Source organism: Streptomyces microflavus (assembly GCF_014650075.1).
GTDB lineage: Bacteria > Actinomycetota > Actinomycetes > Streptomycetales > Streptomycetaceae > Streptomyces > Streptomyces microflavus.
On the sequence record NZ_BMUG01000002.1, the window covers coordinates 458,938 to 480,875 of the forward strand.

Annotated in this window: 19 protein-coding genes; 11 read left to right on the top strand and 8 right to left on the bottom strand. The window is 70.7% G+C overall.

Features of this window, described 5'->3' with window-relative positions; all coding sequences use genetic code 11:
- Positions 1-62 precede the first annotated feature (62 nt).
- From IE264_RS07120 to IE264_RS07145, 6 genes are all read left to right on the top strand, one after another.
- On the top strand, positions 63-1,889 hold the full coding sequence (locus IE264_RS07120) for an acyl-CoA dehydrogenase (protein ID WP_032755926.1): 1,827 nt from the start codon (positions 63-65) through the stop codon (positions 1,887-1,889).
- A 121-nt stretch (positions 1,890-2,010) separates the two neighbouring features.
- Positions 2,011-2,625, top strand: coding sequence for a Uma2 family endonuclease (locus IE264_RS07125; protein WP_373301907.1), 615 nt, complete (start codon positions 2,011-2,013; stop codon positions 2,623-2,625).
- Between the two features lie 64 nt (positions 2,626-2,689).
- Positions 2,690-3,988, top strand: a complete 1,299-nt coding sequence (locus IE264_RS07130) for a M18 family aminopeptidase (protein ID WP_032756191.1) — start codon at positions 2,690-2,692, stop codon at positions 3,986-3,988.
- 101 nt (positions 3,989-4,089) lie between these two features.
- A complete protein-coding gene (locus IE264_RS07135; RefSeq protein ID WP_015609744.1) occupies positions 4,090-4,311 on the top strand; it encodes a DUF6458 family protein in 222 nt (73 codons plus the stop codon).
- 168 nt (positions 4,312-4,479) lie between these two features.
- Positions 4,480-7,326: an AfsR/SARP family transcriptional regulator gene (locus tag IE264_RS07140; protein ID WP_032755924.1), complete on the top strand. Its 2,847-nt coding sequence runs from the start codon at positions 4,480-4,482 to the stop codon at positions 7,324-7,326.
- Between the two features lie 167 nt (positions 7,327-7,493).
- Positions 7,494-8,204 (top strand): DUF4232 domain-containing protein, encoded by a 711-nt coding sequence (locus IE264_RS07145; RefSeq protein WP_032755923.1) that lies wholly within the window; start codon positions 7,494-7,496, stop codon positions 8,202-8,204.
- 27 nt (positions 8,205-8,231) lie between these two features.
- Here IE264_RS07145 and IE264_RS07150 read toward each other — a convergent pair whose 3' ends face one another.
- Entirely contained in the window at positions 8,232-10,049 is a 1,818-nt protein-coding gene (locus IE264_RS07150; protein WP_032755922.1) for an NHL domain-containing thioredoxin family protein, read from the bottom strand.
- A 64-nt stretch (positions 10,050-10,113) separates the two neighbouring features.
- Between IE264_RS07150 and IE264_RS07155 the strand changes: the two genes are divergently transcribed.
- On the top strand, positions 10,114-10,605 hold the full coding sequence (locus IE264_RS07155; RefSeq protein ID WP_015609748.1) for an LURP-one-related/scramblase family protein: 492 nt from the start codon (positions 10,114-10,116) through the stop codon (positions 10,603-10,605).
- 51 nt (positions 10,606-10,656) lie between these two features.
- On the opposite strand, the gene IE264_RS07160 is transcribed toward IE264_RS07155, so the two are convergent.
- Together IE264_RS07160 and IE264_RS07165 are read right to left on the bottom strand one after the other, a co-directional pair.
- Complete coding sequence (locus IE264_RS07160; protein ID WP_032755921.1) at positions 10,657-11,052, bottom strand: hypothetical protein; 396 nt, start codon at positions 11,050-11,052, stop codon at positions 10,657-10,659.
- Between the two features lie 58 nt (positions 11,053-11,110).
- Complete coding sequence (locus tag IE264_RS07165; protein WP_032755920.1) at positions 11,111-11,902, bottom strand: carbon-nitrogen family hydrolase; 792 nt, start codon at positions 11,900-11,902, stop codon at positions 11,111-11,113.
- A gap of 211 nt (positions 11,903-12,113) precedes the next feature.
- Between IE264_RS07165 and IE264_RS07170 the strand changes: the two genes are divergently transcribed.
- Positions 12,114-12,938 carry a maleylpyruvate isomerase family mycothiol-dependent enzyme gene (locus IE264_RS07170; protein WP_015609751.1) on the top strand — a complete coding sequence of 275 codons (825 nt, stop codon included), beginning with the start codon at positions 12,114-12,116 and terminating at the stop codon, positions 12,936-12,938.
- Between the two features lie 68 nt (positions 12,939-13,006).
- Here the strand turns inward: IE264_RS07170 and IE264_RS07175 are convergent, their stop codons facing one another.
- Both IE264_RS07175 and IE264_RS07180 read right to left on the bottom strand, forming a co-directional pair.
- Positions 13,007-14,317, bottom strand: coding sequence for an MFS transporter (locus tag IE264_RS07175; protein WP_032755919.1), 1,311 nt, complete (start codon positions 14,315-14,317; stop codon positions 13,007-13,009).
- Positions 14,314-14,997, bottom strand: a complete 684-nt coding sequence (locus IE264_RS07180; RefSeq protein WP_032756189.1) for a GntR family transcriptional regulator — start codon at positions 14,995-14,997, stop codon at positions 14,314-14,316. The genes IE264_RS07175 and IE264_RS07180 overlap by 4 nt, the downstream gene beginning before the upstream one ends.
- Before the next feature lie 135 nt (positions 14,998-15,132).
- Between IE264_RS07180 and IE264_RS07185 the strand changes: the two genes are divergently transcribed.
- The 3 genes from IE264_RS07185 to IE264_RS07195 all read left to right on the top strand — a co-directional run bounded on the left by IE264_RS07185 (position 15,133) and on the right by IE264_RS07195 (position 17,972).
- Positions 15,133-16,443: an AAA family ATPase gene (locus IE264_RS07185; RefSeq protein ID WP_032756187.1), complete on the top strand. Its 1,311-nt coding sequence runs from the start codon at positions 15,133-15,135 to the stop codon at positions 16,441-16,443.
- Between the two features lie 16 nt (positions 16,444-16,459).
- Positions 16,460-16,921 carry a hypothetical protein gene (locus tag IE264_RS07190; protein WP_078657416.1) on the top strand — a complete coding sequence of 154 codons (462 nt, stop codon included), beginning with the start codon at positions 16,460-16,462 and terminating at the stop codon, positions 16,919-16,921.
- A 151-nt stretch (positions 16,922-17,072) separates the two neighbouring features.
- Positions 17,073-17,972 (top strand): D-alanyl-D-alanine carboxypeptidase family protein, encoded by a 900-nt coding sequence (locus IE264_RS07195; protein WP_032755915.1) that lies wholly within the window; start codon positions 17,073-17,075, stop codon positions 17,970-17,972.
- A gap of 115 nt (positions 17,973-18,087) precedes the next feature.
- Here the strand turns inward: IE264_RS07195 and IE264_RS07200 are convergent, their stop codons facing one another.
- From IE264_RS07200 to pdhA, 3 genes are read right to left on the bottom strand one after another with little or no spacing between them, the layout of a single operon-like run.
- Entirely contained in the window at positions 18,088-19,503 is a 1,416-nt protein-coding gene (locus IE264_RS07200; protein WP_032755913.1) for a dihydrolipoamide acetyltransferase family protein, read from the bottom strand.
- A gap of 13 nt (positions 19,504-19,516) precedes the next feature.
- On the bottom strand, positions 19,517-20,497 hold the full coding sequence (locus IE264_RS07205) for an alpha-ketoacid dehydrogenase subunit beta (protein ID WP_032755911.1): 981 nt from the start codon (positions 20,495-20,497) through the stop codon (positions 19,517-19,519).
- Between the two features lie 2 nt (positions 20,498-20,499).
- Positions 20,500-21,660, bottom strand: a complete 1,161-nt coding sequence (gene pdhA, locus IE264_RS07210) for a pyruvate dehydrogenase (acetyl-transferring) E1 component subunit alpha (protein ID WP_015609759.1) — start codon at positions 21,658-21,660, stop codon at positions 20,500-20,502.
- Positions 21,661-21,938: the final 278 nt, after the last annotated feature.

Here is a 21,938-nt window from a genome sequence, read left to right on the forward strand (position 1 = left end):
GCCCGACCCGCATCACTCCCCGGGGCGCTGCGCGCCACTGCTATTGATTACGGAGCCTTCCCATGGGGCACTACAAGTCGAATCTCCGCGACATCGAGTTCAACCTCTTCGAGGTCCTCGGGCGCGACAAGCTGTACGGCACCGGTCCGTTCGCGGAGATGGACGTCGACACCGCGAAGAGCATCCTCGGCGAGGTCGTCCGCCTCGCGGAGAACGAGCTCGCCGACTCCTTCGCCGACGCCGACCGCAACCCGCCGGTCTTCGACCCGGAGACCAACACCGCGCCGGTCCCGGAGAGCTTCAGGAAGTCGTACCAGTCCTTCATGGACTCGGAGTACTGGCGCCTGGGCCTGCCCGAGGAGATCGGTGGCACCACCGCGCCCCGCTCCCTGATCTGGGGCTACGCGGAGCTGCTGCTGGGTGCGAACCCGGCCGTGTGGATGTACTCCTCCGGTCCCGCGTTCGCGGGCATCCTCTTCGAGGAGGGCACCGAGGAGCAGAAGAAGGTCGCGGAGATCGCCGTCGAGAAGCAGTGGGGCTCGACGATGGTGCTGACCGAGCCGGACGCCGGCTCCGACGTCGGCGCCGGGCGGACGAAGGCCGTGCAGCAGGAGGACGGCTCCTGGCACATCGAGGGTGTGAAGCGCTTCATCACCTCGGGCGAGCACGACATGTCCGAGAACATCCTCCACTACGTGCTGGCGCGCCCCGAGGGCGCGGGCCCCGGCACCAAGGGCCTCTCCCTCTTCCTGGTCCCGAAGTACCACTTCGACTGGACCACCGGTGAGCTGGGCGAGCGCAACGGCGTGTACGCGACGAACGTCGAGCACAAGATGGGCCTCAAGGCCTCCAACACCTGCGAGATGACCTTCGGCGACCGCCACCCCGCCAAGGGCTGGCTGATCGGCGACAAGCACGACGGCATCCGCCAGATGTTCCGCATCATCGAGTTCGCCCGCATGATGGTCGGCACGAAGGCCATCGCCACCCTCTCCACGGGCTACCTGAACGCGCTGGAGTACGCCAAGGAGCGCGTCCAGGGCACGGACCTCTCGCAGTTCATGGACAAGACGGCGCCCAAGGTCACCATCACGCACCACCCCGACGTGCGCCGCTCGCTCATGACGCAGAAGGCGTACGCCGAGGGCATGCGCTCCCTCGTGCTGTACACGGCCACCGTCCAGGACGCGATCCAGGAGAAGGAGGCCGCGGGCGAGGACGCCAAGGCGCTCAACGGCCTCAACGACCTCCTGCTGCCGATCGTGAAGGGGTACGGCTCCGAGAAGTCCTACGAGCAGCTGGCGCAGTCGCTCCAGACGTTCGGCGGCTCCGGGTACCTCCAGGAGTACCCGGTCGAGCAGTACATCCGGGACGCCAAGATCGACACCCTCTACGAGGGCACGACGGCCATCCAGGGCCAGGACTTCTTCTTCCGGAAGATCGTCCGCGACCAGGGCGTCTCGCTCAACACGCTCTCCGAGGAGATCAAGAAGTTCCTCGCGGGCGCCCAGGGCAACGAGGAGCTGGCCCCCGCGCTGGACTCGCTCGCCAAGGCGGCCGTGGACCTGGAGGCGATCGTCGGCACGATGATCACCGACCTCACCGCGACCGGCGAGGACGTCAAGAACATCTACAAGGTGGGCCTCAACACCACCCGCCTGCTGATGGCCTCCGGCGATGTCGTCGTCGGCTACCTGCTCCTCAAGGGCGCGACCGTGGCGGCCGAGAAGCTGCCCTCCGCCTCCGCCAAGGACGTCGCCTTCTACCAGGGCAAGATCGCCGCCGCGAAGTTCTTCGCCGCGAACATCCTCCCGGGCGTCTCGGCCGAGCGCGCGCTCGCCGAGAACGTCGACAACTCCCTGATGGAGCTGGACGAGGCCGCGTTCTAAGGAATCGCTCGTCTGTTTCGTCAACACGCGCCGCCATCCGGAATTCGTTCGGGTGGCGGCGCTGTCGTATCAGCTGGGTACGCTGAGTGCACGGGCCAGGATCCCTTCCATGGGAGGAACCATGACCGCCGAGGCACAGTCCGAAGCGTCGCAGCAGCGGCGCGCCAACCCCGGGTGGCCGGTCCCGCCACCGGACGGCTACACCGTGGACGATTTCTTCACGCTTGACGACCTCCCGCCGCACACAGAGCTGATCGACGGGAGCCTGGTTTTCGTGAGTCCGCAGCGGAAGTTCCACACGCTGGCCATGTATCTGCTGGAGCAGGGGCTGCGACAGCACGTCCCGAACGACCTGCGCGTGCGTCGCGAGATGGCCGTCGTGCTCGGCAAGCGCAATGCCCCGGAGCCCGACCTCCTCGTGGTGACCGCAGCCGCCGACGGCGACCAGCGCACCACCCGCTACCAGGCCGCCGACGTCCTCCTCGCCGTAGAAGTCGTCTCCCCCGACTCCGAGGACCGCGACCGGGACACCAAGCCGCACAAGTACGCGGCGGCGGGCATCAAGCACTTCTGGCTCGTCGAGATGACCGGCGAGAACGATCGCCCCATGGTCATCACCTACGAGCTCGACCCGGTCAACAAGACCTACGTCTCCACCGGCGTCCACCACGACCGCCTCAAGCTCTCCGCCCCGTACGACATCGACATCGACCTGGCCGCGATCGACGAGCTGTAGCCCCCGGGGAGCACCGCGACGGTCACCGGATAGCGGACGCGGGTCCCTCGATACAGTGAAGACCATGAGTTCTCGCCACCGGTTCGACCGTGCGCACACCGATGATCTGATGTCCTTCCTGGCGGCGAGCCCGTCCCCGTACCACGCCGTGGCCAACGCGGCCGCCCGGCTTCAGGTGGCCGGATTCCGCCAGGTCGAGGAGACCGCCGCCTGGGACGCGACCGCCGGCGGGAAGTACGTGCTCCGCGGCGGAGCGATCATCGCCTGGTACGTCCCGGAGGGCGCGACCGCGCACACCCCGTTCCGGATCGTCGGCGCGCACACCGACTCCCCGAACCTGCGGGTGAAGCCGCTGCCCGACACCGGATCCCACGGCTGGCGCCAGATCGCCGTCGAGATCTACGGCGGCACGCTGCTGAACACCTGGCTCGACCGGGACCTGGGCCTCGCGGGGCGGATCTCGCTGCGGGACGGCACCCACCGGCTGGTCAACATCGACCGGGCGCTGCTGCGGGTGCCGCAGCTGGCCGTGCACCTGGACCGGTCGGCCAACACCGACGGCCTCAAGCTCGACCGGCAGCGCCACATGCAGCCGATCTGGGGGCTCGGGGACGTGGAGGAGGGCGACCTGATCCGCTTCGTCGCCGAAGAGGCCGGCGTCGACCCCGAGGACGTCACCGGCTGGGACCTCATGCCGCACGCCATCGAGCCGCCGTCCTACCTGGGCCGCGACCGGGAGCTGGTCGCCGGGCCCAGGATGGACAACCTCCTGTCCGTGCACGCCGCGACCGCCGCCCTGGCCGCCGTCGCCGGACAGCCGGACGAGGAGCTCCCGTACATCCCCGTACTTGCCGCCTTCGACCACGAGGAGAACGGCTCGCAGTCCGACACCGGGGCCGACGGGCCGCTCCTGGGCACGGTCCTGGAGCGCTCGGTCTTCGCCCGGGGCGGTACGTACGAGGACCGCGCCCGCGCCTTCGCAGGAACGGTCTGCCTCTCCTCCGACACCGGCCACGCCGTGCACCCCAACTACGCCGAGCGGCACGACCCGACGCACCACCCGGTCGCCAACGGCGGGCCGATCCTCAAGGTCAACGTCAACATGCGGTACGCCACCGACGGCAGCGGCCGGGCGGTGTTCGCCGCCGCCTGCGAGAAGGCGGGCGTGCCGTGGCAGACGTTCGTCTCCAACAACTCGATGCCCTGCGGCACGACGATCGGCCCGATCACCGCCGCCCGGCACGGCATCCAGACCGTGGACATCGGGGTCGCGATCCTCTCCATGCACAGCGCCCGTGAACTCTGCGGGGCGGACGACCCGTATCTGCTGGCGAACGCGCTCACGGCGTTCCTGACGGACTGACACCCACGCTCAACGAGCGCCCCGGACATGGTTGTTGTCCGGCCGGGTACCCGACCCGTACACCGGTCCGGATTCACCGGATCGTCAAGGAGGCGGGATTCATGGGACTCGGAGGATGCATTCTCCTGATCGGTGGTGGCGCGATTCTGGCGTTCGCGACCGACTGGAAGGTGGACACCGTCAATGTCGACCTGGTCGGCTGGATCATGATGCTCGTCGGCCTCATCGGGGTCTTCGTCTACATGAGCATCGCGCGCCGTCGGCGCATGGTCGTGCCGCCCACCACCACGGTCGTCCAGGACGACCAGCAGCGCTACCACTGACCGGCGGCCGCGGCCGGGCGACAGAGGCGAGAGCCCGGCCCGTCCGACGGCCGAAAACCGGCGCCTACCAGGCGTGACCCCGGCGTCCGGCGCCTGGCGGCCCCGATATTCTGGAACGGATCCCGCGCCCCCACCGCGGGCGCGTCCCGCCCGGAAGGGGAGCCGCTCGTGGAGTTCCGGCTGCTCGGCACGGTCTCTGTCGAAACGCTCACCGGTCCCCTGCCGCTCGGACCCGCGAAACGGCGCAGCCTGCTGGCCGCGCTCCTGCTGTCCCCCAACACCCCGGTCACCGTCGGCAGGCTGACGGACTCCCTGTGGGACGACGAACCCCCGCTGCACGCCCGTAGCGTGATCCAAGGGCACGTCTCCCGTCTCCGTACCCTCCTGGTGGGCGCGGACGCGGAGGCGTACGGAGTGGAACTGGCCACCGTCGGCGACGCGTACGTCCTGCGGTTGCCGGAGACCCTGCTGGACTCGCAGCGGTTCGAGGAACTGCTGATGCTGGCGCGGGAGCAACGCTCCCCCGCCGACACGGTCCTGATGCTCAAGGAGGCCCTGTCCCTGTGGCAGGGCCCCGCGCTCAGCGGCGCCCTCACCGGTCCACCCCTCAGGGCGGCCGCGCACTCGCTGGAGGAGTCGCGGCTGGCGACGGTCGAGCACCTGGCCCGCACGTACGGAGCGCTGGGCGAACACCACCGCGCGGCGGCCCTGCTGGCGGCGGAGACGGCGGCGCACCCGCTGCGGGAGTCGCTCGCGGCGGCGCTGATGCTGGCCCTGTACCGGGTGGGACGCCAGTCGGAGGCCCTGGACCGCTTCCACCGCACCCGGCGGCTGCTCGCGGACGAGCTGGGCGTCGACCCGGGCCCCGGACTCGCCGACGCGTACGCGCTGATCCTGCGGGGGGAACCGGGACCTGCCGAGCCCGGGGACGGAGGCGTCCCGGAGCCCGTGAGCGCCACCGGGCCCCGGCCCGGGGCGGCGCCCACGGCCGTACCCGACCAGGCCGCCCCCGTACGCAATACCGATCCCCGTCCCAGCCCCGGTCCCGCTCCCGCCGCCAGGTCCGGCAACACAGCAGCCCTCACCGCGGTCGACGACGCTGCCACCGACCTCCTCCCCCGCGCCCCCCGCGGCTTCCACGGGCGCGGGCCCGAACTGGCCGCGCTCACCCGGGCGGCGGCGGGCGAGGCACCCGTCTGTCTGGTCACCGGCCCTGCCGGGGTGGGCAAGACCGCGCTGGCCCTCCAGTGGGCGCACCGAAGCCCCGCGCTCTTCCCGGACGGGCGGCTCTTCGCCGACCTGCGCGGGTTCAGCGAGGCCGGGGAGGCCGCGCTCATCGACGTACTGCGGGAGTTCCTGCTCGCGCTCGGTGTCGCACCGCGCCGGGTCCCGGAGTCCGTCCAGGCCGCGGCCGCGCTCTTCCGGTCGCTGACGGATCGGCGCCGGCTGCTGGTGATCCTCGACAACGCCCGCGACTCCGCCACCGTCCGGCCGCTGCTCCCGGGCGGCAGCGACTGCGTCACGCTGGTCACCAGCCGCCACCGGCTGGAAGGGCTGATCGCCTCGGACGCTGCCCGGCCCGTCCCGCTCGACACCCTCGAACCCCACGACGGGACGGCCCTGTTCGCCGGGGTGCTCGGCGAGGAGCGGGTCCACGCCGAACCCGTGGCGGCCCGCCGGCTCGCCGAGCTCTGCGGCGGACTGCCGCTCGCCCTGCGCGTCACCGCCGCCCGGCTGGCCGGACGCCCGCGCTGGACGCTCGCCGCGCTGGCCGACGAACTGGCCGACGAGCGCTCCCGGCTGGCCTACCTCGACGTGGACGACACCGGGGTCGCAGCCGCCCTGCGGCTGACCGTCCAGCACCTGCCGCCCGAAGCGGTCCACCAGTTCGCCCGGCTCGGCCACCATCCCGGCGGCCACTTCGACCTGTACACGGCCGCCGCGCTGGCCGGGACGGACCCGGTCACCGCCACCGCCGCGCTGGAACGGCTGGCCGCGGCCCACCTCGTCACCGAGACCGCGCCCGGGCACTGGGTGCTGCACGACCTGGTGCGCCTGTACGCCCGCGGGCTCGACCCGGCCGCCGCGTCCGAGGCGCTGGCCCGCGTACTCGACCACTACATCGCCACCGCCCTGGTCGTCGCCGACACCGCGGAGCCCGGCGGCGAGCCCTGCTTCGTCCTGCCGGACGACTACCGTCGCCCCTCTGCCGTACGGGACTTCGCCGACCGTACGGCCGCGATGCGCTGGCTGGCCGCCGAGCGGGACGACCTGGCGCTGGCCGCCGTCGCCGCCCGGGCCGCGGGACTCGACGACCGGGCGTGGCGGATCATCCTGCTCCAGTGGCCGCAGGTGGTGTGGCGGGCCCGGGACAGCTGGTCCCCGCTGCTGGAGCTGGCGCTCGACTCGGCGCGCGCGGGTAAGGACGCGTACGCCGAATCGCGGGTGCTCACCCTGCTGGGCTGGGTGCTGACGGAGGAGGGCCGGACCGGCGAGGCCGCCGCCCTCCTGGAGCGCTCGCCCCTGCTCGCCCGCCAGGCCGGCGACCCGCTGGGGGAGGCGACCGCGCTGATCAATCTGGCGGTCGTCCAGGCCGAACTGGGTGAGCTGGACACGGCACAGGAAGGGTGCGCACAGGCCGTCGAGCTGGCCCGTACGGAGGGGGACCGGCACACCGAGATGCTCGCCCTCCAGCACCTCGCCCGGATGCAGCTCACCGCGGGACGCCCCGAGGACGCCCTGGCGTCCGCCCGGACGGCGCTCGACCTGGGACCCGAGCACGAGGAGGTGGCCCGCCGGACCCTGCTGCTGGCCGTCAGCGGCGAGGCCCGCGTCGCGCTCGGCGAGGAGGACGAGGGTATACGGCTGCTGGACCGGGCGGCGACGGAGGCGGAGCGCGCCGGGTACGACGAGGGGGCCGTACGGGCGCTGGGACCGCTGCTGCGCGTGACGGCACGGGCCGACCACCGGCGACGGCACGAAGAGGCGCTGCGACGGCTCTCCGGCGAGGGCTGAGCGCCGAGCGCAGCGGGCCGGGACACCACCCGGTACGCGAGCCACCCGGACGTCAGCCGGACGTCAGCGATACGTGAGCGGCGGCGGGCAGAGTCATCCCTGTCAGCAACCCGGGGCGGTCGTCTCGACCGGGCGTCCGTCCCACCACCACTCCCGGGGGAGCCTCCGTGCGTACGTTCCGCAACCGCAGCACCGTCCTGGCCGCCACGACCACCGCGGTCCTGGCCCTCACCCTCACCGCCTGCGGTGACAACGACACCGGCACCAAGTCCGCCGGTCCGGCGGTGAGCGCCGGCGCGACGGTCGCAGCGCAGCCCGGGTCGGAGAAGGCCACCGACGACGCGCAGGAAACCGGGACCACCGGGTCCGGCGGCACCGAGCAGGCCGTCGGCACGGCCAAGGGCTCCGGCACCACCGGGTCCGCCTCTTCCTCCGGCGGCACTTCGGGTGCCTCCGCCCCCCTCTGCACCGCGCAGGGCCTCCAGATCACCGCCGAGCGCCAGGACGGCCCGCCCTACACCCACCTCACGCTGACCGCGAAGAACACCTCCGGCGCCGGCTGCGAGATGAAGGAGTACCCGCACATCCACTTCCTGGACAACGCGCGGGGCGTCGTCCCGCCCGTCGCCAAGAGCAGGCCGGCGGTCCCGGTGATCCTGGAGCCCGGTCAGTCCGCCTATGCCGCGGTGCGCATGTCCGAGGGCGGCCGGAAGGAGAGCACCGAGACGGTGCAGGAGTTCACGGTGACGCTGAAGGCCAACGGGGGCGGGGCGGCGGTCGTGAAGTCCCCCGCCCCCGAGGGCCTCGCCGTCAACCCGCAGAAGTGGGCCACCGGCTACTGGACCACCGAGCTGCGCAACGGCGCCGACGAGTTCTGAGCCGTCGGCGCCACGGGCCACCAGCCCTCAGGAAGGGCTGTCCATCCCTGCCAGCACCAGCGGCAGCCGGGGCGTTCCCTCAGCGGTCACGCGGACGGGGACGCCCCAGTCCTGCTGGTGGACATGGCAGGCCGGGTACTCGTTGGCCGGGTCGTCGTCGCAGGACGCCGCCATCGCGGAGACGTGCAGCACGCCCTCGGTGACCCCGTCCGCGAGGACCAGGTCGCGCCCGAGGTCCGTGCCCGCGCCGGAGCCCTCGGCGAGCAGCTCGGGCGGGGTGGCGGAGACCAGCAGCCGGGTGGACGGCCCGTACCGGGTGTCCAGCTTCTGGCCCGCCGGCGCCTGGAAGACCACATCGAGGCGGAGGGTGCCCGGGGCGATCTCGGTCGCGGCGCGCCGGGTGCGGTGTGCCTGCTCGGCGACGCGCACGGCCTCCTCGGGCAGCCGCAGGCGGGTGAGGCGGTGGCGGGCGGACTCGACGACGACCAGGTCCCCGTCGACCAGCACCGCGTCGCTGGGCTCGCGGACGTCGGTGGCCAGCGTGGTGACCTCGTCGGTCGCGGGGTCGTAGCGGCGCAGGGCGTGGTTGTACGTGTCCGAGATCGCCACGGACCCGTCGGGCAGCGCGGTCACGCCGATCGGGTGCTGGAGCAGCGCCTGGGAGGCCGCCCCGTCGCGGTGGCCGAAGTCGAAGAGGCCGGTGCCGACGGCGGTGTGCACGTGCTCGTCCCGGTCGACCCAGCGCAGGGCGGAGGTCTCGGAGTCGGCGATCCAGAGCCGCTCGCCGTCGGCGGAGACCGCGAGCCCGGACGGCTGGGCGAACCAGGCCTCGGCGGCCGGTCCGTCGACCAGGCCCTCGTTGGTGGTCCCGGCGGCGACGCGTACGGACTGGTCCTCGGGGTCGTACGTCCACAGCTGGTGCACGCCCGCCATGGCGATCCAGAGCCGGTCGCCGAACCAGGCCAGGTCCCACGGCGAGGAGAGGTCCACCTCGCGGGCCGGACCGCTGGTCGGGGTCCCCTGCCACCACTGGCGGCCGGTCCCGGCGAGGGTGCTGGTCACGCCGGTCGTGAGGTCCAGGGCGCGGATCGCGTGGTTGACGGTGTCCGCGACGGCGATACGGCCGTCGGGCAGCACGGCGAGCCCCTGCGGCTCGCTGAACCGGGCCTCGTCCGGCCCGCCGTCGCTCAGCCCCCGCTCGCCCGTGCCGAAGTGCCGCCGTACGGTCTCGCCGTCCTCGTCCAGCTCGACCAGGCGGTGCCGGGTGGTGTCGGAGACGAGGAAGCCGCCGTCGGGCAGGAGCAGCGCCTTGCCCGGGAAGCGCAGATGCGTGGCGACGGGCTCGGGCGCCACGTAGGGGCCGTCGCCCCGGCGGAGCGTGCCCTTGGCCCCGTGCTCGGCCTCCAGCTCCTCCACCAGCTTCTCGATGGCGTGCGCGTGGCCCTCGCCCGCGTGCTGGGCGACGACATAGCCCTCGGGGTCGATGACGACGAGCGTCGGCCAGGCCCGGACGGCGTACTGCTTCCAGGTGGCCAGCTCGGGGTCGTCGAGCACCGGGTGGTGGACCTCGTACCGCTCGACGGCGTCGACGACGGCCTGGTGCTCGGCCTCGTGGACGAACTTCGGCGAGTGGACCCCGATGATCACCACGGTGTCGCGGTGCTTCTCCTCCAGCTCCCGCAGCTCATCCAGGACATGCAGGCAGTTCACACAGCAGAACGTCCAGAAATCGAGGATGACGATGCGTCCTCGCAGTTCGGAGAGGGTGTACTGCCGGTCGCCTGTATTGAGCCAGCCGCCCTTGCCGATGAGTTCGGGGGCGCGGACGCGTGCACGTGTTGCCATGCCACAAGTCAACACCGCCCCCACCTGCACGCATTCCGCCGGGGCCCGGGGGAACCTGTGTCGCATGAGACTTCTCGTGCGTGAGCGCCTGTTCGCCATCGGTGACGACTACTGGATCGAGGACACCGAGGGCCGCAAGGTCTTCCTGGTCGACGGCAAGGCCATGCGGCTGCGCGACACCTTCGAGCTGAAGGACGCCGACGGCCGGGTGCTGGTCGAGCTGCGCCAGAAGCTGATGAGCCTGCGCGACACCATGCTGATCGAGCGCGGCGGCGAGGAGCTGGCCAAGGTCAAGCGCAAGCGGCTCTCACTGCTCCGCAACCACTACCGGGTGACCCTGGTGGACGGGACGGAGATCGACGTCAGCGGCAAGATCCTGGACCGCGAGTTCGCCATCGAGTACGACGGTGAGCTGCTGGCCCAGGTCTCGCGGCGCTGGCTGACGATCCGGGACACGTACGGCATCGACGTGGTGCGGGAGGACGCGGACATCGCGCTGCTGATCGCCGTGTCGATGTGTGTGATCGTGCTGGCGGACAAGGAGAACGAGGGCTGAGCACCCGCCCTCGCTCGGGAGTTCGTTGTTTCACGTGAAACAGCGTGGGGTTCAGGAACGTGCCGACGCCTGGCGCGCTGCCGCCCGTCGGTCCGCCTGTACGAAGGCGGCTGCCGTAAGGGCGACGGTGGCCGCGAAGGAGACCGCCAGGGTGGGGTTGAGCCAGGGCGGGACGTCCCCGCTGGTGAACTCCCTGCCGTCGGGGGTGCGGCACAGGACGCGCAGCGGCAGGAACTGCACCTGGCGCGCGTCCACCTGTACGTTCTGAGGCAGGTCGCCCGCGTCGCGGCACTGGTGCATGGGCGTCGAGTCCGCCCCCGACTCGGCCTCGCTGAGCGCAACGCCGACGAGGAGGAGGCCGAAGAGGTAGAGGACCACCGTGACAGCGGCGGCGAAGATCGCCGTGCCACGGAGCAATGTCGAGTCGGCACTGCCCGGTTCAGCCATGGCGCTCACTGTAGGCAGGCACCCCGGCCCCGTGCGGGGCAGCCCTCAGCGGGGACCCTCAGCTGGGCGGCGCGAGTCCCAGGCGGCGGTCCTTCAGCGCCGGGAACTGCTCCCTGGTCGCGCCCACCTTCGCCGGGTCGAACTCCACGGTCAGGATCTCCTCGTCCGACCCGGCCTCGGCGAGGATCTCGCCCCACGGGTCGACGACGATGCTGTGCCCGGCCTGCGGGATGTCGGCGTGGGTGCCGGCCGTGCCGACGGCGAGGACGTACGCCTGGTTCTCAACGGCCCGGGCCTGTGCGAGGAGCGTCCAGTGCGCGCGGCGGCGCTCGGGCCAGCCGGCCGCCACGACGAGCGTCTCGGCGCCCGCGTCGACGAGCCCGCGGAACTGCTCCGGGAAGCGCAGGTCGTAACAGGTGGCCAGGCCCAGGGTGGTCTGCGGCAGGGCGACGGTCACCAGCTCCTCGCCCGCGCCCATCATCACCGCCTCGCCCTTGTCGAAGCCGAAGCGGTGGATCTTTCGGTAGACCGCCGAGCGCCCGCCGTCCGGTGCGAAGACGAGCGTGGTGTTGTAGAGGGTGCCGTCCGGCGCGCGCTCGACGAAGGAGCCCGCGTGCAGCCAGACCCCGGCCTCGGCGGCCGCCTTCGCCATCACCTCGTGGGTGGGGCCCCGGAGCGGCTCGGCCTCCTCCTCGAACACGGTGTAGGCGAACGCCCCGACCGGCCAGAGCTCGGGCAGGACGACCAGGTCGGAGCCGCGCTGGGCGACCACCAGGGAGGCCGCTCGCTGCCGCCGGGCCTCGACGGATTCGTCCGGGTCTACTGCGATCTGGATGAGGGAGGCGCGCACACTACCACCGTCCTGGCATTCGAGCCGTCAACACGGGCCTACGATCGTCACACGAAAGCACTGCCGGGGTGCCTGCTCGCAGCGTAACTTAGGCGACTGAACCTCCACGTAGCCCGCAGCCCGCAGCCCACGACAGCGTCGTCCGTGCCGGCCCGCCCGCCGGCACTCCCTGCTCTCCAGCCCATGCACCGAAGAACCGCCGAGGGGTCCCGTGACCGTCCATCCCAGCCTCCAGACCTACGCCGACTCCGCGACTCACTCCATCGAAGCGATAGCCGACCTGGTCAAGCCACTCGCGGAGGGGGAGTGGAACCGCCGTACGCCGTGCCCCGGATGGTCGGTGCGGGACATCGTGTCGCACGTCATCGGCATGGAGTGCGAGATGCTCGGCGACCCGCGCCCGATCCACACGCTGCCGCGCGACCTCTACCACGTACAGAACGACTTCACCCGGTACATGGAGATGCAGGTCGACGTCCGGCGCCACCACACCGCGCCCGAGATGACGTCCGAGCTGGAGTACGTGCTCATCCGCCGTGCCCGGCAGCTCCGCAACGAGTCCCGTGCCCCGGAGACGATGGTCCGCGCGCCCCTGGGCGCCGAGCAGACCCTCGAAGTGGCGCACAACATGCGGGCCTTCGACGTCTGGGTGCACGAGCAGGACCTGCGGGCGACGCTCGGCCAGCCGGGCAACCTGGACTCCCCCGGCGCCCACATCACCCGGGACGCCCTGCTCAGCGCGCTGCCGAAGGTGGTAGCGAAGGACGCGGGCGCCCCGGCCAACTCGGCGGTGGTGCTGGACGTGCACGGCCCGGTGGAGTTCCTGCGGACGGTACGGGTCGACGCCGACGGCCGCGGTTCGATCGACGGCTCCCCCTCGCTGGGCCCGGCCGTGACCCTCTCGATGGACTGGGAGACGTACGTACGCCTCGCCTGCGGCCGGGTCCGCCACACCGCAGTCGCCGACCGGATCAAGGCCGAGGGCGACCAGGAGCTGGCCACCGCGATCCTGGACCACTTCGCCGTCACCCCGTAGCTCTCGGCGGCGCCCGCCCCGTACTCCACGGATGGGCGGGCGCGCCGCCGAGCACATAGCCGCACGGGTTACGCGGGTACGTGCACGGCCTCCACCCGGCTCACCACATGGTGGTCGCGTTCCCTGAGCGCCGCGCGGCGGCGCAGCCGCAGGATCTGGGTGACGCCGAGCGCCTCCAGGACGAAGACCGAGGCGAAGGCGGCCCGGTAGTTGCCGCCCGTCGCGTCCAGCAGCACCCCGACGGCGAACAGCGTCGTCATGGAGGCGATGAACCCGCCCATGTTGACGATCCCCGACGCGGTGCCCTGACGCTCCGGTGGATTGGCCGGCCGGGCGAAGTCGAAGCCGACCATCGAGGCGGGCCCGCAGGCGCCCAGCACCACGCACAGGACGGTCAGCAGCCACATCGGCGTGTGATCGGCGGGATAGAAGATCGCGCAGGCCCAGAGAAGGGCGGTCGTCGCGACCGTGCCCAGGGCGATGGGGGTCCGTGCCTCGTGGTGGCGGGCGATGACCTGCCCGTAGACGAGCCCCACCACCATGTTGGAGAGCACCACCAGGGTGAGCAGCGTGCCCGCCGTCCCCCGGCTGAGCCCCTGGGCCTCCACGAGAAACGGCATCCCCCAGAGCAGCAGGAACACCATCGCCGGGAACTGGGTGGTGAAGTGCACCCACATCCCGAGCCGGGTCCCCGGCTCCCGCCAGGCGGCGGCGATCTGCTTGCGGACGTACGCGCCGCCCGCGTGCTCGGCGGGCGGCGGCTCGTGCCCCTCGGGGTGGTCCTTGAGGAAGAGCAGCAGCAGAACGAGCACGACCACACCCGCCCCCGCGCTGCCGGCGAAGGTCGTGGTCCAGCCGAAGCTGTGCAGCGCCCGCGCGATGAAGAGCGTCGAGACGAGGTTGCCCGCCATCCCGAACAGCGCGGCGACCTGGCCGATCAGCGGGCCGCGCCGGGCGGGGAACCAGCGGCTGCCGAGCCGCAGCACGCTGATGAACGTCATCGCGTCGCCGCAGCCGAGCAGGGCGCGGGCGGCCAGCGCCATGCCGTACGAGGGGGAGAGCGCGAAGCCGAGCTGTCCGACCGTGAACAGGACGGCCCCGATGGTGAGGACCCGCTTGGTGCCGAGCCGGTCGACCATCAGCCCCACGGGTATCTGCATGCCCGCGTAGACGAGGAGCTGGAGGATGGAGAACGTCGACAGGGCCGACGCGTTGACGTCGAACCGGTCGGCGGCGTCGAGGCCGGCCACACCCAGGCTCGTACGGAAGATGATCGCGACGAAGTAGACCGCGACGCCGATCCCCCAGACCCAGGCGGCGCGCCGGCCCCCGGGCGGGTCACCGGGCAGCGAGAGCGTGGGGGCGGCGGCCGAACTCACCGGTCCTCACCCCGGACCAGCACCCGCACCCGGCCGACATGGCGCCGCACGACCTGCGCGGCACCCTCCGCGTCCCCGGCCCGGATCGCCTCCAGCAGCTCACCGTGCTCGGTGATGTTGGCCTCGATCCTGCCCGGGTGCGCCTCCATCACCGCGACGCCCATCCGCAACTGACGGTCCCGCAGCTGGTCGTAGAGGCGCGAGAGGATCTCGTTGCCCGCGTGCTTCACGATCTCGGCGTGGAAACAGCGGTCCTTCACGGCCACCGCCGCCAGATCCCCGACCTCCGCCAGCTGCCGCTGCTCCTCCAGGAACTGTTCGAGCCGCGCGATCAACTGGGGCGACGCGGGCACGGCTTTACGCGCCGCGAACTCCTCCACCAGCAGCCGGGTCTCCACCACGTCCTTGATCTCCTGCGCGGAGACGGCGAGCACGAGGGCGCCCTTCTTCGGGTAGAGCTTGATCAGCCCCTCGACCTCCAGCCGCAGCAGCGCCTCCCGTACGGGCGTACGCGACACCCCTACCGCGTCCGCGAGACCCCCCTCGGTGAGCAGCGTCCCGCCCTCGTAACGACGGTCCAGGACCGCCTCCTTGATGTGCGTGTAGACGCGCTCGGCGGCGGGCGGCCGCTTGAGAGAGGTGTGGGGCGACCGGGCGGGAGCGGAGGGTGCGGCAGGCATGCGCACAGCATAGATACAACATGCACGCATGGAGGAGCCGCGTCCGGATTCTGGACCGTGACCGGTTTCCTGCGTCGAAGGCGTGCTTCGCAGCGTGCGCTACATGGTCTGCGTAGCGTGCGCTACGTTGAGCAAGTGACAGGTCACGCCATCGAAGAGGTACGTCTCACCGCGTTCAAGAGCTTCCACGGTGCGGTGCTCCCCTTGGCGCCCCTGACCGTCCTGATCGGACGCAACAGCAGCGGCAAGTCGAACGCACTGGACGGGCTGGAAGTCCTCTCCCGGCTGGCGCGCGGGGACGACATCAGCGAGGCCCTGGAAAGCCGACGCAGCGCTGCGGGACCGGTGCGGGGCGGGCTGAGCGGGTGCGTGCCGCACGGTTCGGACCGGTTCTCGCTGGGCTGCACGGTCAGCACGGAGGGCGGCCCCATCACACTCGACGTGACCATTCAGGTAGAACCGGAAGTCCGTATCCTCGAAGAGCGGCTGACCGGCCCCACAGCCACAGGCATCAAGCCGCTGCTCATCAGCGGAGAGCCGAGTCAGCGCAGGCACCATATCGGTGCTGCCTGGCACAACGGGAAGCCTGGCCGCAACCCCAGTGCTCTGTTCCTCAACGACCGGCTTCTGACGGCGCAACTGGCGATGCGCGTCGGCGGAGACAGCGAGGGCGAAATTCACGCCCTCTGGGCGGGCGCTGCCGTCCTGAGCGCGCTCACTGGCGCGTTCCACCTGGACCCGGTGCCGCATCTCATGCGGCAATACGTGCCAGCCCGCGACATTCACCTACGCAGGACGGCCGAGAACCTTTCAGCAGCAATCGGCCGCGTCCAGCGCCACGACCCCGAGCTCTTCGGCAACCTTGTCGACCTCCTCCGCGGACTGGTGGATCACGACATCGAACGCCTGCTTGTCACGAGGTCGGAGCTGGGAGACGTCATGCTCGCGCTTGATGAGGGCGCCTTGGGGGTGACTCCCGCCCGCGAGATGAGTGACGGCATGCTCAGGTTCCTCGCGATCACGACGTCTCTGCTGACCGGGGGCGACGGGTTGGAGCTGGGGCCGACAGTGATCTTCGGAGTTGACCGCTCCCTGACCTTGGTCATCGAGGAGTTGGAGAATGGGCTGCACCCCTCCCAGGCCGCGGAGGTCCTGCGACTCGTCCGAGGAGCGGCTGCCGAGAGCACGACTCGCGTCCTGATCACCACCCACAGCCCCGCACTGCTCTCCGCCCTCAGCGGCGATGACCATCAGGGCGTCATCGTCTGCTCCCGGGACCGCGCGACGGGCACCAGCCTCCTGACAAGGCTCACCGAGCTAAACGGCTACGCCACGGCGATGGGAGCGGGCCCGCTGGGTGATGTGGTGACCCACGGCCGGCTGATGCGGGAAGAGCGCGGCGGACAGGACTACGCCGAATTCGACCGGCTCCTCGGGATCGGGTGATCCTGTGGCTCGGGGGGTGGAATTCGTCGACACGTCGGTCCTGTGCAATCTGCTGGAGGTCCCCGGCAAGTGCCAGGACCGCAAGCAGGTGATCGATGAGCTGAAGAGTAAACGCGAACGGCGGGAGACCGATCTTCTGCTGCCGGTCACCGCGATCATCGAAACGGGCAATCACATCGCCCAGGTCTCGGACGGCCGGGCTCGCCGGTCCTGCGCGGAACGGCTCTCCGGCGTACTGACCACGGTGATCGAAGGTAAGGCCCCCTGGGCGCTCAATGAGGTCGAGTGGGACGCAGCCCACCTCCAGGCACTCGTGGACGGCGGCAGCACGGGCAGCAGCCTGATCGAGCACGCCTGCAACCGGCTCGGCTGCGGCGACCTCAACATCCTCATCGAGCGGGACCGCTATCTCGCGCGTACGTCCGGGGTACGGGCCACGATCTGGACGCTGGACGAACTGCTTTCCTCCTACGCCTGAGCTGAGCCGCCGCCACTACCACTGGGGCGGCCAAGGTCAAGTCTGCGCAAATTCACCCGTTCGGGAACACATCCATTCACCCGCCTCAGGAGTCTCACCACCGAGCGGCACCCTTATGTGGCCGCATATCAGGGGCATTTGGAGCGTTCAGTTGAAAATCGGGATCAAGCGCATCAATCGCGTCACCATCATGAGCACCGTGGCACTCACCGCGGGTGCGGTGCTCGCGAGCGGCGCCTTCGCCTCGACGGCACAGGCCGCCGCGCCGCCGGTTCCGAAGATCGTCGCCAAGGGCGGCTTCGTGATGAACAGCGGCACCGGCAAGGCCCTTTACAGCAAGGCCGCGGACACCCGCCGCTCCACCGGCTCCACCACGAAGATCATGACCGCACTCGTGGTGCTGTCGCAGAAGAACGTGAACCTCAAGAGCAAGGTCACCATCCAGAAGGCGTACAGCGACTACATCGTCTCGAAGAACGCCTCGTCCGCCCGGCTCATCGTCGGCGACAAGGTCACCGTGGGCCAGCTCCTCTACGGCCTGATGCTCCCGTCCGGCTGCGACGCGGCGTACGCCCTGGCCGACAAGTTCGGCGCCGGCAAGACCCGTGCGGCCCGCGTGAAGTCGTTCATCGGCAAGATGAACTCCACGGCGAAGAGCCTCAAGCTGAAGAACACCCGCTTCGACTCGTTCGACGGCATAGGGGGCGGGAACAACTACTCGACCCCCCGTGACCTGACGGTCATCGCCAACAAGGCCATGAAGAACTCCACCTTCCGCTCGATCGTCAAGACGAAGTCGACGAAGCAGAAGGTCACGACCAAGAGCGGTGGCTACCGCAACATGGCGTGGACCAACACCAACAAGATGCTCAGCAGCTACAGCGGAGCGATCGGCGTGAAGACGGGCTCCGGCCCGACCGCCAAGTACTGCCTGGTCTTCGCGGCGACGCGCAAGGGCAAGACCGTCATCGGTACGGTGCTCACCTCGTCCTCCGAGGCGAACCGCACGGCCGACGCGAAGAAGCTCATGGACTACGGGTTCAAGAAGTAGCCCACCCGCGCGTACGAGCAAGGGGCCCGGCCCGCACGATGTGTGCGGGCCGGGCCCCTTCGCTTTCCGGCGATCGCGTCCTACCGATCGACGCCCGGCCGGCCGGGAGACGCGGTCACGCCCAGGTGATCAGGCGCTTCGGCTGCTCCAGGATCGCCGCCACATCGGCCAGCACCTTGGAGCCCAGCTCGCCGTCGACCAGGCGGTGGTCGAAGGAGAGCGCCAGCGTGGTGACCTGACGCGGCTTCACCTTGCCCTTGTGCACCCACGGCTGGAGCTTGATCGCGCCGACCGCCAGGATCGCGGACTCGCCGGGGTTCAGGATCGGGGTGCCCGTGTCGACGCCGAAGACGCCGACGTTGGTGATGGTCACCGTGCCGCCCGCCATCGCCGCCGGGGACGTCTTGCCGTCCCTCGCCGTGGCGACCAGCTCGCCCAGGGCCGCCGCGAGCTGCGGCAGCGTCTTGTCGTGCGCGTCCTTGATGTTCGGCACGATCAGGCCGCGCGGGGTGGCCGCCGCGATCCCCAGGTTCACGTAGTGCTTCTGCACGATCTCCTGGTTGGCCTCGTCCCAGGCCGCGTTGACCTCGGGGTTCCGCTTGATCGCGACCAGGAGGGCCTTGGCGATGATCAGGAGCGGGTTGACCCGCACCCCCGCCATCTCCTTGTCCTCCTTGAGCTCCGCCACCAGCTTCATCGTGCGCGTCACGTCGACCGTCACGAACTCGGTGACGTGCGGCGCGGTGAAGGCCGATCCGACCATCGCCTGCGCGATCGCCTTGCGGACCCCCTTGACCGGGATGCGGGTCTCGCGAGCCGAGCCGACCGTGGCCGGGGTCACGGGGACACTCACCGCGACCGGCTCAGCGACCTCAGGCGCCGCAGCCGGAGCAGCCGGAGCCGCCGCCGCGTGCACGTCCTCGCGGGTGATGATGCCGTCCTTGCCGGTCGGCACCACCGTCGCCAGGTCGATCCCCAGGTCCTTGGCGAGCTTCCGTACCGGCGGCTTGGCCAGCGGGCGGCCGACCGGAGGAGCATCGGCCACGGGAGCCGCGGAACCGTGCCCGTTCAGCTCCGCCTGGACCGCCGCCGCGACCGCGGCGGCCTCCGGAGCGGCCCCCTTGCGCGGGCGGCGCTTGGTGGAGGACTCGGCGACCCCGTAGCCGACCAGGACCGGCGTCCGGCCCTTCGGCTCCTCGGCGGGGGCGGCCTCGACCGGCTCCTGGGCGGGAGCAGCGGCCGGAGCGGGGGCGTCCTCGCTCCCCGGCGCCACATCCACCGTGATGATCACCTCGCCGACGTCGACCGTCGTACCTTCGGCGAACCGCAGCTCGTGCACCACACCGTCGAACGGGATCGGCAGCTCCACCGCCGCCTTCGCCGTCTCGACCTCACAGACGACCTGGCCGTCGGTGACCGTGTCACCGGGCTGGACGAACCACTTGAGGATCTCGGCCTCGGTGAGCCCCTCGCCCACGTCGGGCATCTTGAACTCGCGGAAGCGAGCGGACGTTTGCGTCATCGTCGTCACGACCCCTCTCTCCTCAGTACGCAAGCGAGCGGTCGACGGCGTCGAGCACCCGGTCCAGACCCGGCAGGTACTCGTCCTCCAGCCGGGCCGGCGGGTAGGGCACGTGGTAGCCGCCGACCCTGAGCACCGGCGCTTCGAGGTGGTAGAAGCTGCGCTCGGTGATGCGGGCGGCGATCTCCGCGCCGGAGCCGTAGAAGACGGGCGCCTCGTGGACGACCACGAGCCGGCCGGTCTTCTCGACCGACGTCTGGATGGCGTCGAAGTCGATGGGGGACATCGAGCGCAGGTCCAGGACCTCGACCGACTTGCCCTCCTCCTGGGCGGCCGCGGCCGCTTCCAGGCAGACCTTCACCATCGGGCCGTACGCGACGAGCGTGAGGTCGCTGCCCTCCCGGACGCGTACCGCCTTGTGCAGCGGGCCGGGGATGGACTCGGTGTCGACCTCGCCCTTGTCCCAGTAGCGCCGCTTGGGCTCGAAGAAGATGATCGGGTCGTCGCTCTGGACGGCCTGCTGCATCATCCAGTAGGCGTCGCTCGCGTTGGACGGCGAGACCACCTTCAGCCCCGCCACATGGGCGAAGAGCGCCTCGGGGGACTCGCTGTGGTGCTCGACCGCGCCGATGCCACCGCCGTACGGGATACGGACGACGACCGGCAGCTTGATCTTGCCGAGCGCGCGGGCGTGCATCTTCGCGAGCTGCGTGACGATCTGGTCGTACGCGGGGAAGACGAAGCCGTCGAACTGGATCTCCACGATCGGGCGGTAGCCGCGCAGGGCCAGGCCGATCGCGGTGCCGACGATGCCGGACTCGGCGAGCGGGGTGTCGATCACCCGGTCCTCGCCGAAGTCCTTCTGGAGGCCGTCGGTGATGCGGAAGACACCGCCGAGCTTTCCGACGTCCTCACCCATGATGAGGACCTTGGGGTCGGTCTCGAGGGCCAGCCGCAGCGACTCGTTGAGCGCTTTCGCGATGGACATCTTTTCCACGGCCATGGCTACTTGCCCTCCTCGGCGGAGTCTGCGAACGATGCCTGGTAGGCGGCGAACTGGGCACGCTCCTCGTCGACGAGGGAGTTGCCGTCGGCGTAGCCGTGCTCGAACAAGGAGATCGGCTCCGGGTCGGGCATCGCCCGCACCACCTCGCGTACGCGCTTGCCGAGGGTCTCGCTCTCCGTCTCCAGCTCGGTGAAGAACGCCTCGTCGGCGAGCTTCTCCTTCTCCAGGTACGTGCGCAGCCGCAGGATCGGGTCCTTGGCCTCCCACGCGGCCCGCTCGTCGTCGGCCCGGTACTTCGTCGGGTCGTCGGAGGTGGTGTGGGCGCCCATGCGGTACGTGAACGCCTCGACCAGGGTCGGGCCCTCGCCGCGGCGGGCGCGCTCCAGGGCGGAGCGGGTCACGGCCAGACAGGCGAGTACGTCGTTGCCGTCGACCCGGACGCCGGGGAAGCCGTAACCCTGCGCGCGCTGGTAGAGCGGCACGCGGGTCTGGCGCTCGGTGGGCTCGGAGATGGCCCACTGGTTGTTCTGGCAGAAGAACACGACCGGGGCGTTGTAGACCGCGGAGAAGGTGAACGCCTCGGCCACGTCGCCCTGGCTGGAGGCGCCGTCACCGAAGTACGCGACCACGGCCGAGTCCGCGCCGTCCTTGGCGACGCCCATGGCGTAGCCGGTGGCGTGCAGGGTCTGCGAGCCGATGACGATCGTGTACAGGTGGAAGTTGTTGGTCGTCGGGTCCCAGCCACCATGGTTCACCCCGCGGAACATGCCCAGCAGGTTGGTGGGGTCGACCCCGCGGCACCAGGCCACGCCGTGCTCGCGGTAGGTCGGGAAGACGTAGTCGTCGTCGCGCAGCGCCCGGCCGCTGCCGATCTGCGCGGCCTCCTGGCCGAGCAGCGAGGCCCACAGGCCCAGCTCCCCCTGGCGCTGCAGTGCGGTCGCCTCGGCGTCGAAGCGGCGGGTCAGAACCATGTCCCGGTACAGACCGCGCAGCTCGTCCGCGCTCAGGTCGATGCTGTAGTCCGGGTGCTCGACACGCTCGCCCTCGGGCGTCAGCAGCTGCACGAGCTGGGGCTCGGAACTCTGTGGCGTCTTCGCGGCGCTGGTCCGCTTACTGGCGCGTCGCGGTTTACGCGCGGCGGCAGTGCTCTCCACGGTCACGTGCGTGCTCCTCCGTCGGTCCGGCCCCCGGGGTCTGCCGGGAACCAGTGCGGCTCGCCTGTGTCCGGACCCGTGCACGGGGTGGGTGCTTCTCGGCCGGGATACAGGCGTGACAGGTGCCCCGGCGAGCGCCCTGTCATAGGCACGTTACCCAGTGCATCGCATAACTGCGAAACCCTATCTGACCTGCGATTTTGCTTGGATTTCCAAGTAAATCGAAAAAATCGCGAAGCTCTGCTGGTCACAGCACTGGTAACAGCCTTGCAGGCCGCCGGAAC

Bases quoted from the DNA above. Each gene is read 5' to 3' on its own strand.
- IE264_RS07180 (WP_032756189.1), bottom strand. From the start codon at position 14,997: ATGCCTGCCGCACCCTCCGCTCCCGCCCGGTCGCCCCACACCTCTCTC.
- IE264_RS07160 (WP_032755921.1), bottom strand. From the start codon at position 11,052: ATGGCTGAACCGGGCAGTGCCGACTCGACATTGCTCCGTGGCACGGCG.
- IE264_RS07120 (WP_032755926.1), top strand. From the start codon at position 63: ATGGGGCACTACAAGTCGAATCTCCGCGACATCGAGTTCAACCTCTTC.
- IE264_RS07125 (WP_373301907.1), top strand. From the start codon at position 2,011: ATGACCGCCGAGGCACAGTCCGAAGCGTCGCAGCAGCGGCGCGCCAAC.
- IE264_RS07150 (WP_032755922.1), bottom strand. From the start codon at position 10,049: ATGGCAACACGTGCACGCGTCCGCGCCCCCGAACTCATCGGCAAGGGC.
- IE264_RS07130 (WP_032756191.1), top strand. From the start codon at position 2,690: ATGAGTTCTCGCCACCGGTTCGACCGTGCGCACACCGATGATCTGATG.
- IE264_RS07155 (WP_015609748.1), top strand. From the start codon at position 10,114: ATGAGACTTCTCGTGCGTGAGCGCCTGTTCGCCATCGGTGACGACTAC.
- IE264_RS07205 (WP_032755911.1), bottom strand. From the start codon at position 20,497: ATGGCCGTGGAAAAGATGTCCATCGCGAAAGCGCTCAACGAGTCGCTG.
- IE264_RS07135 (WP_015609744.1), top strand. From the start codon at position 4,090: ATGGGACTCGGAGGATGCATTCTCCTGATCGGTGGTGGCGCGATTCTG.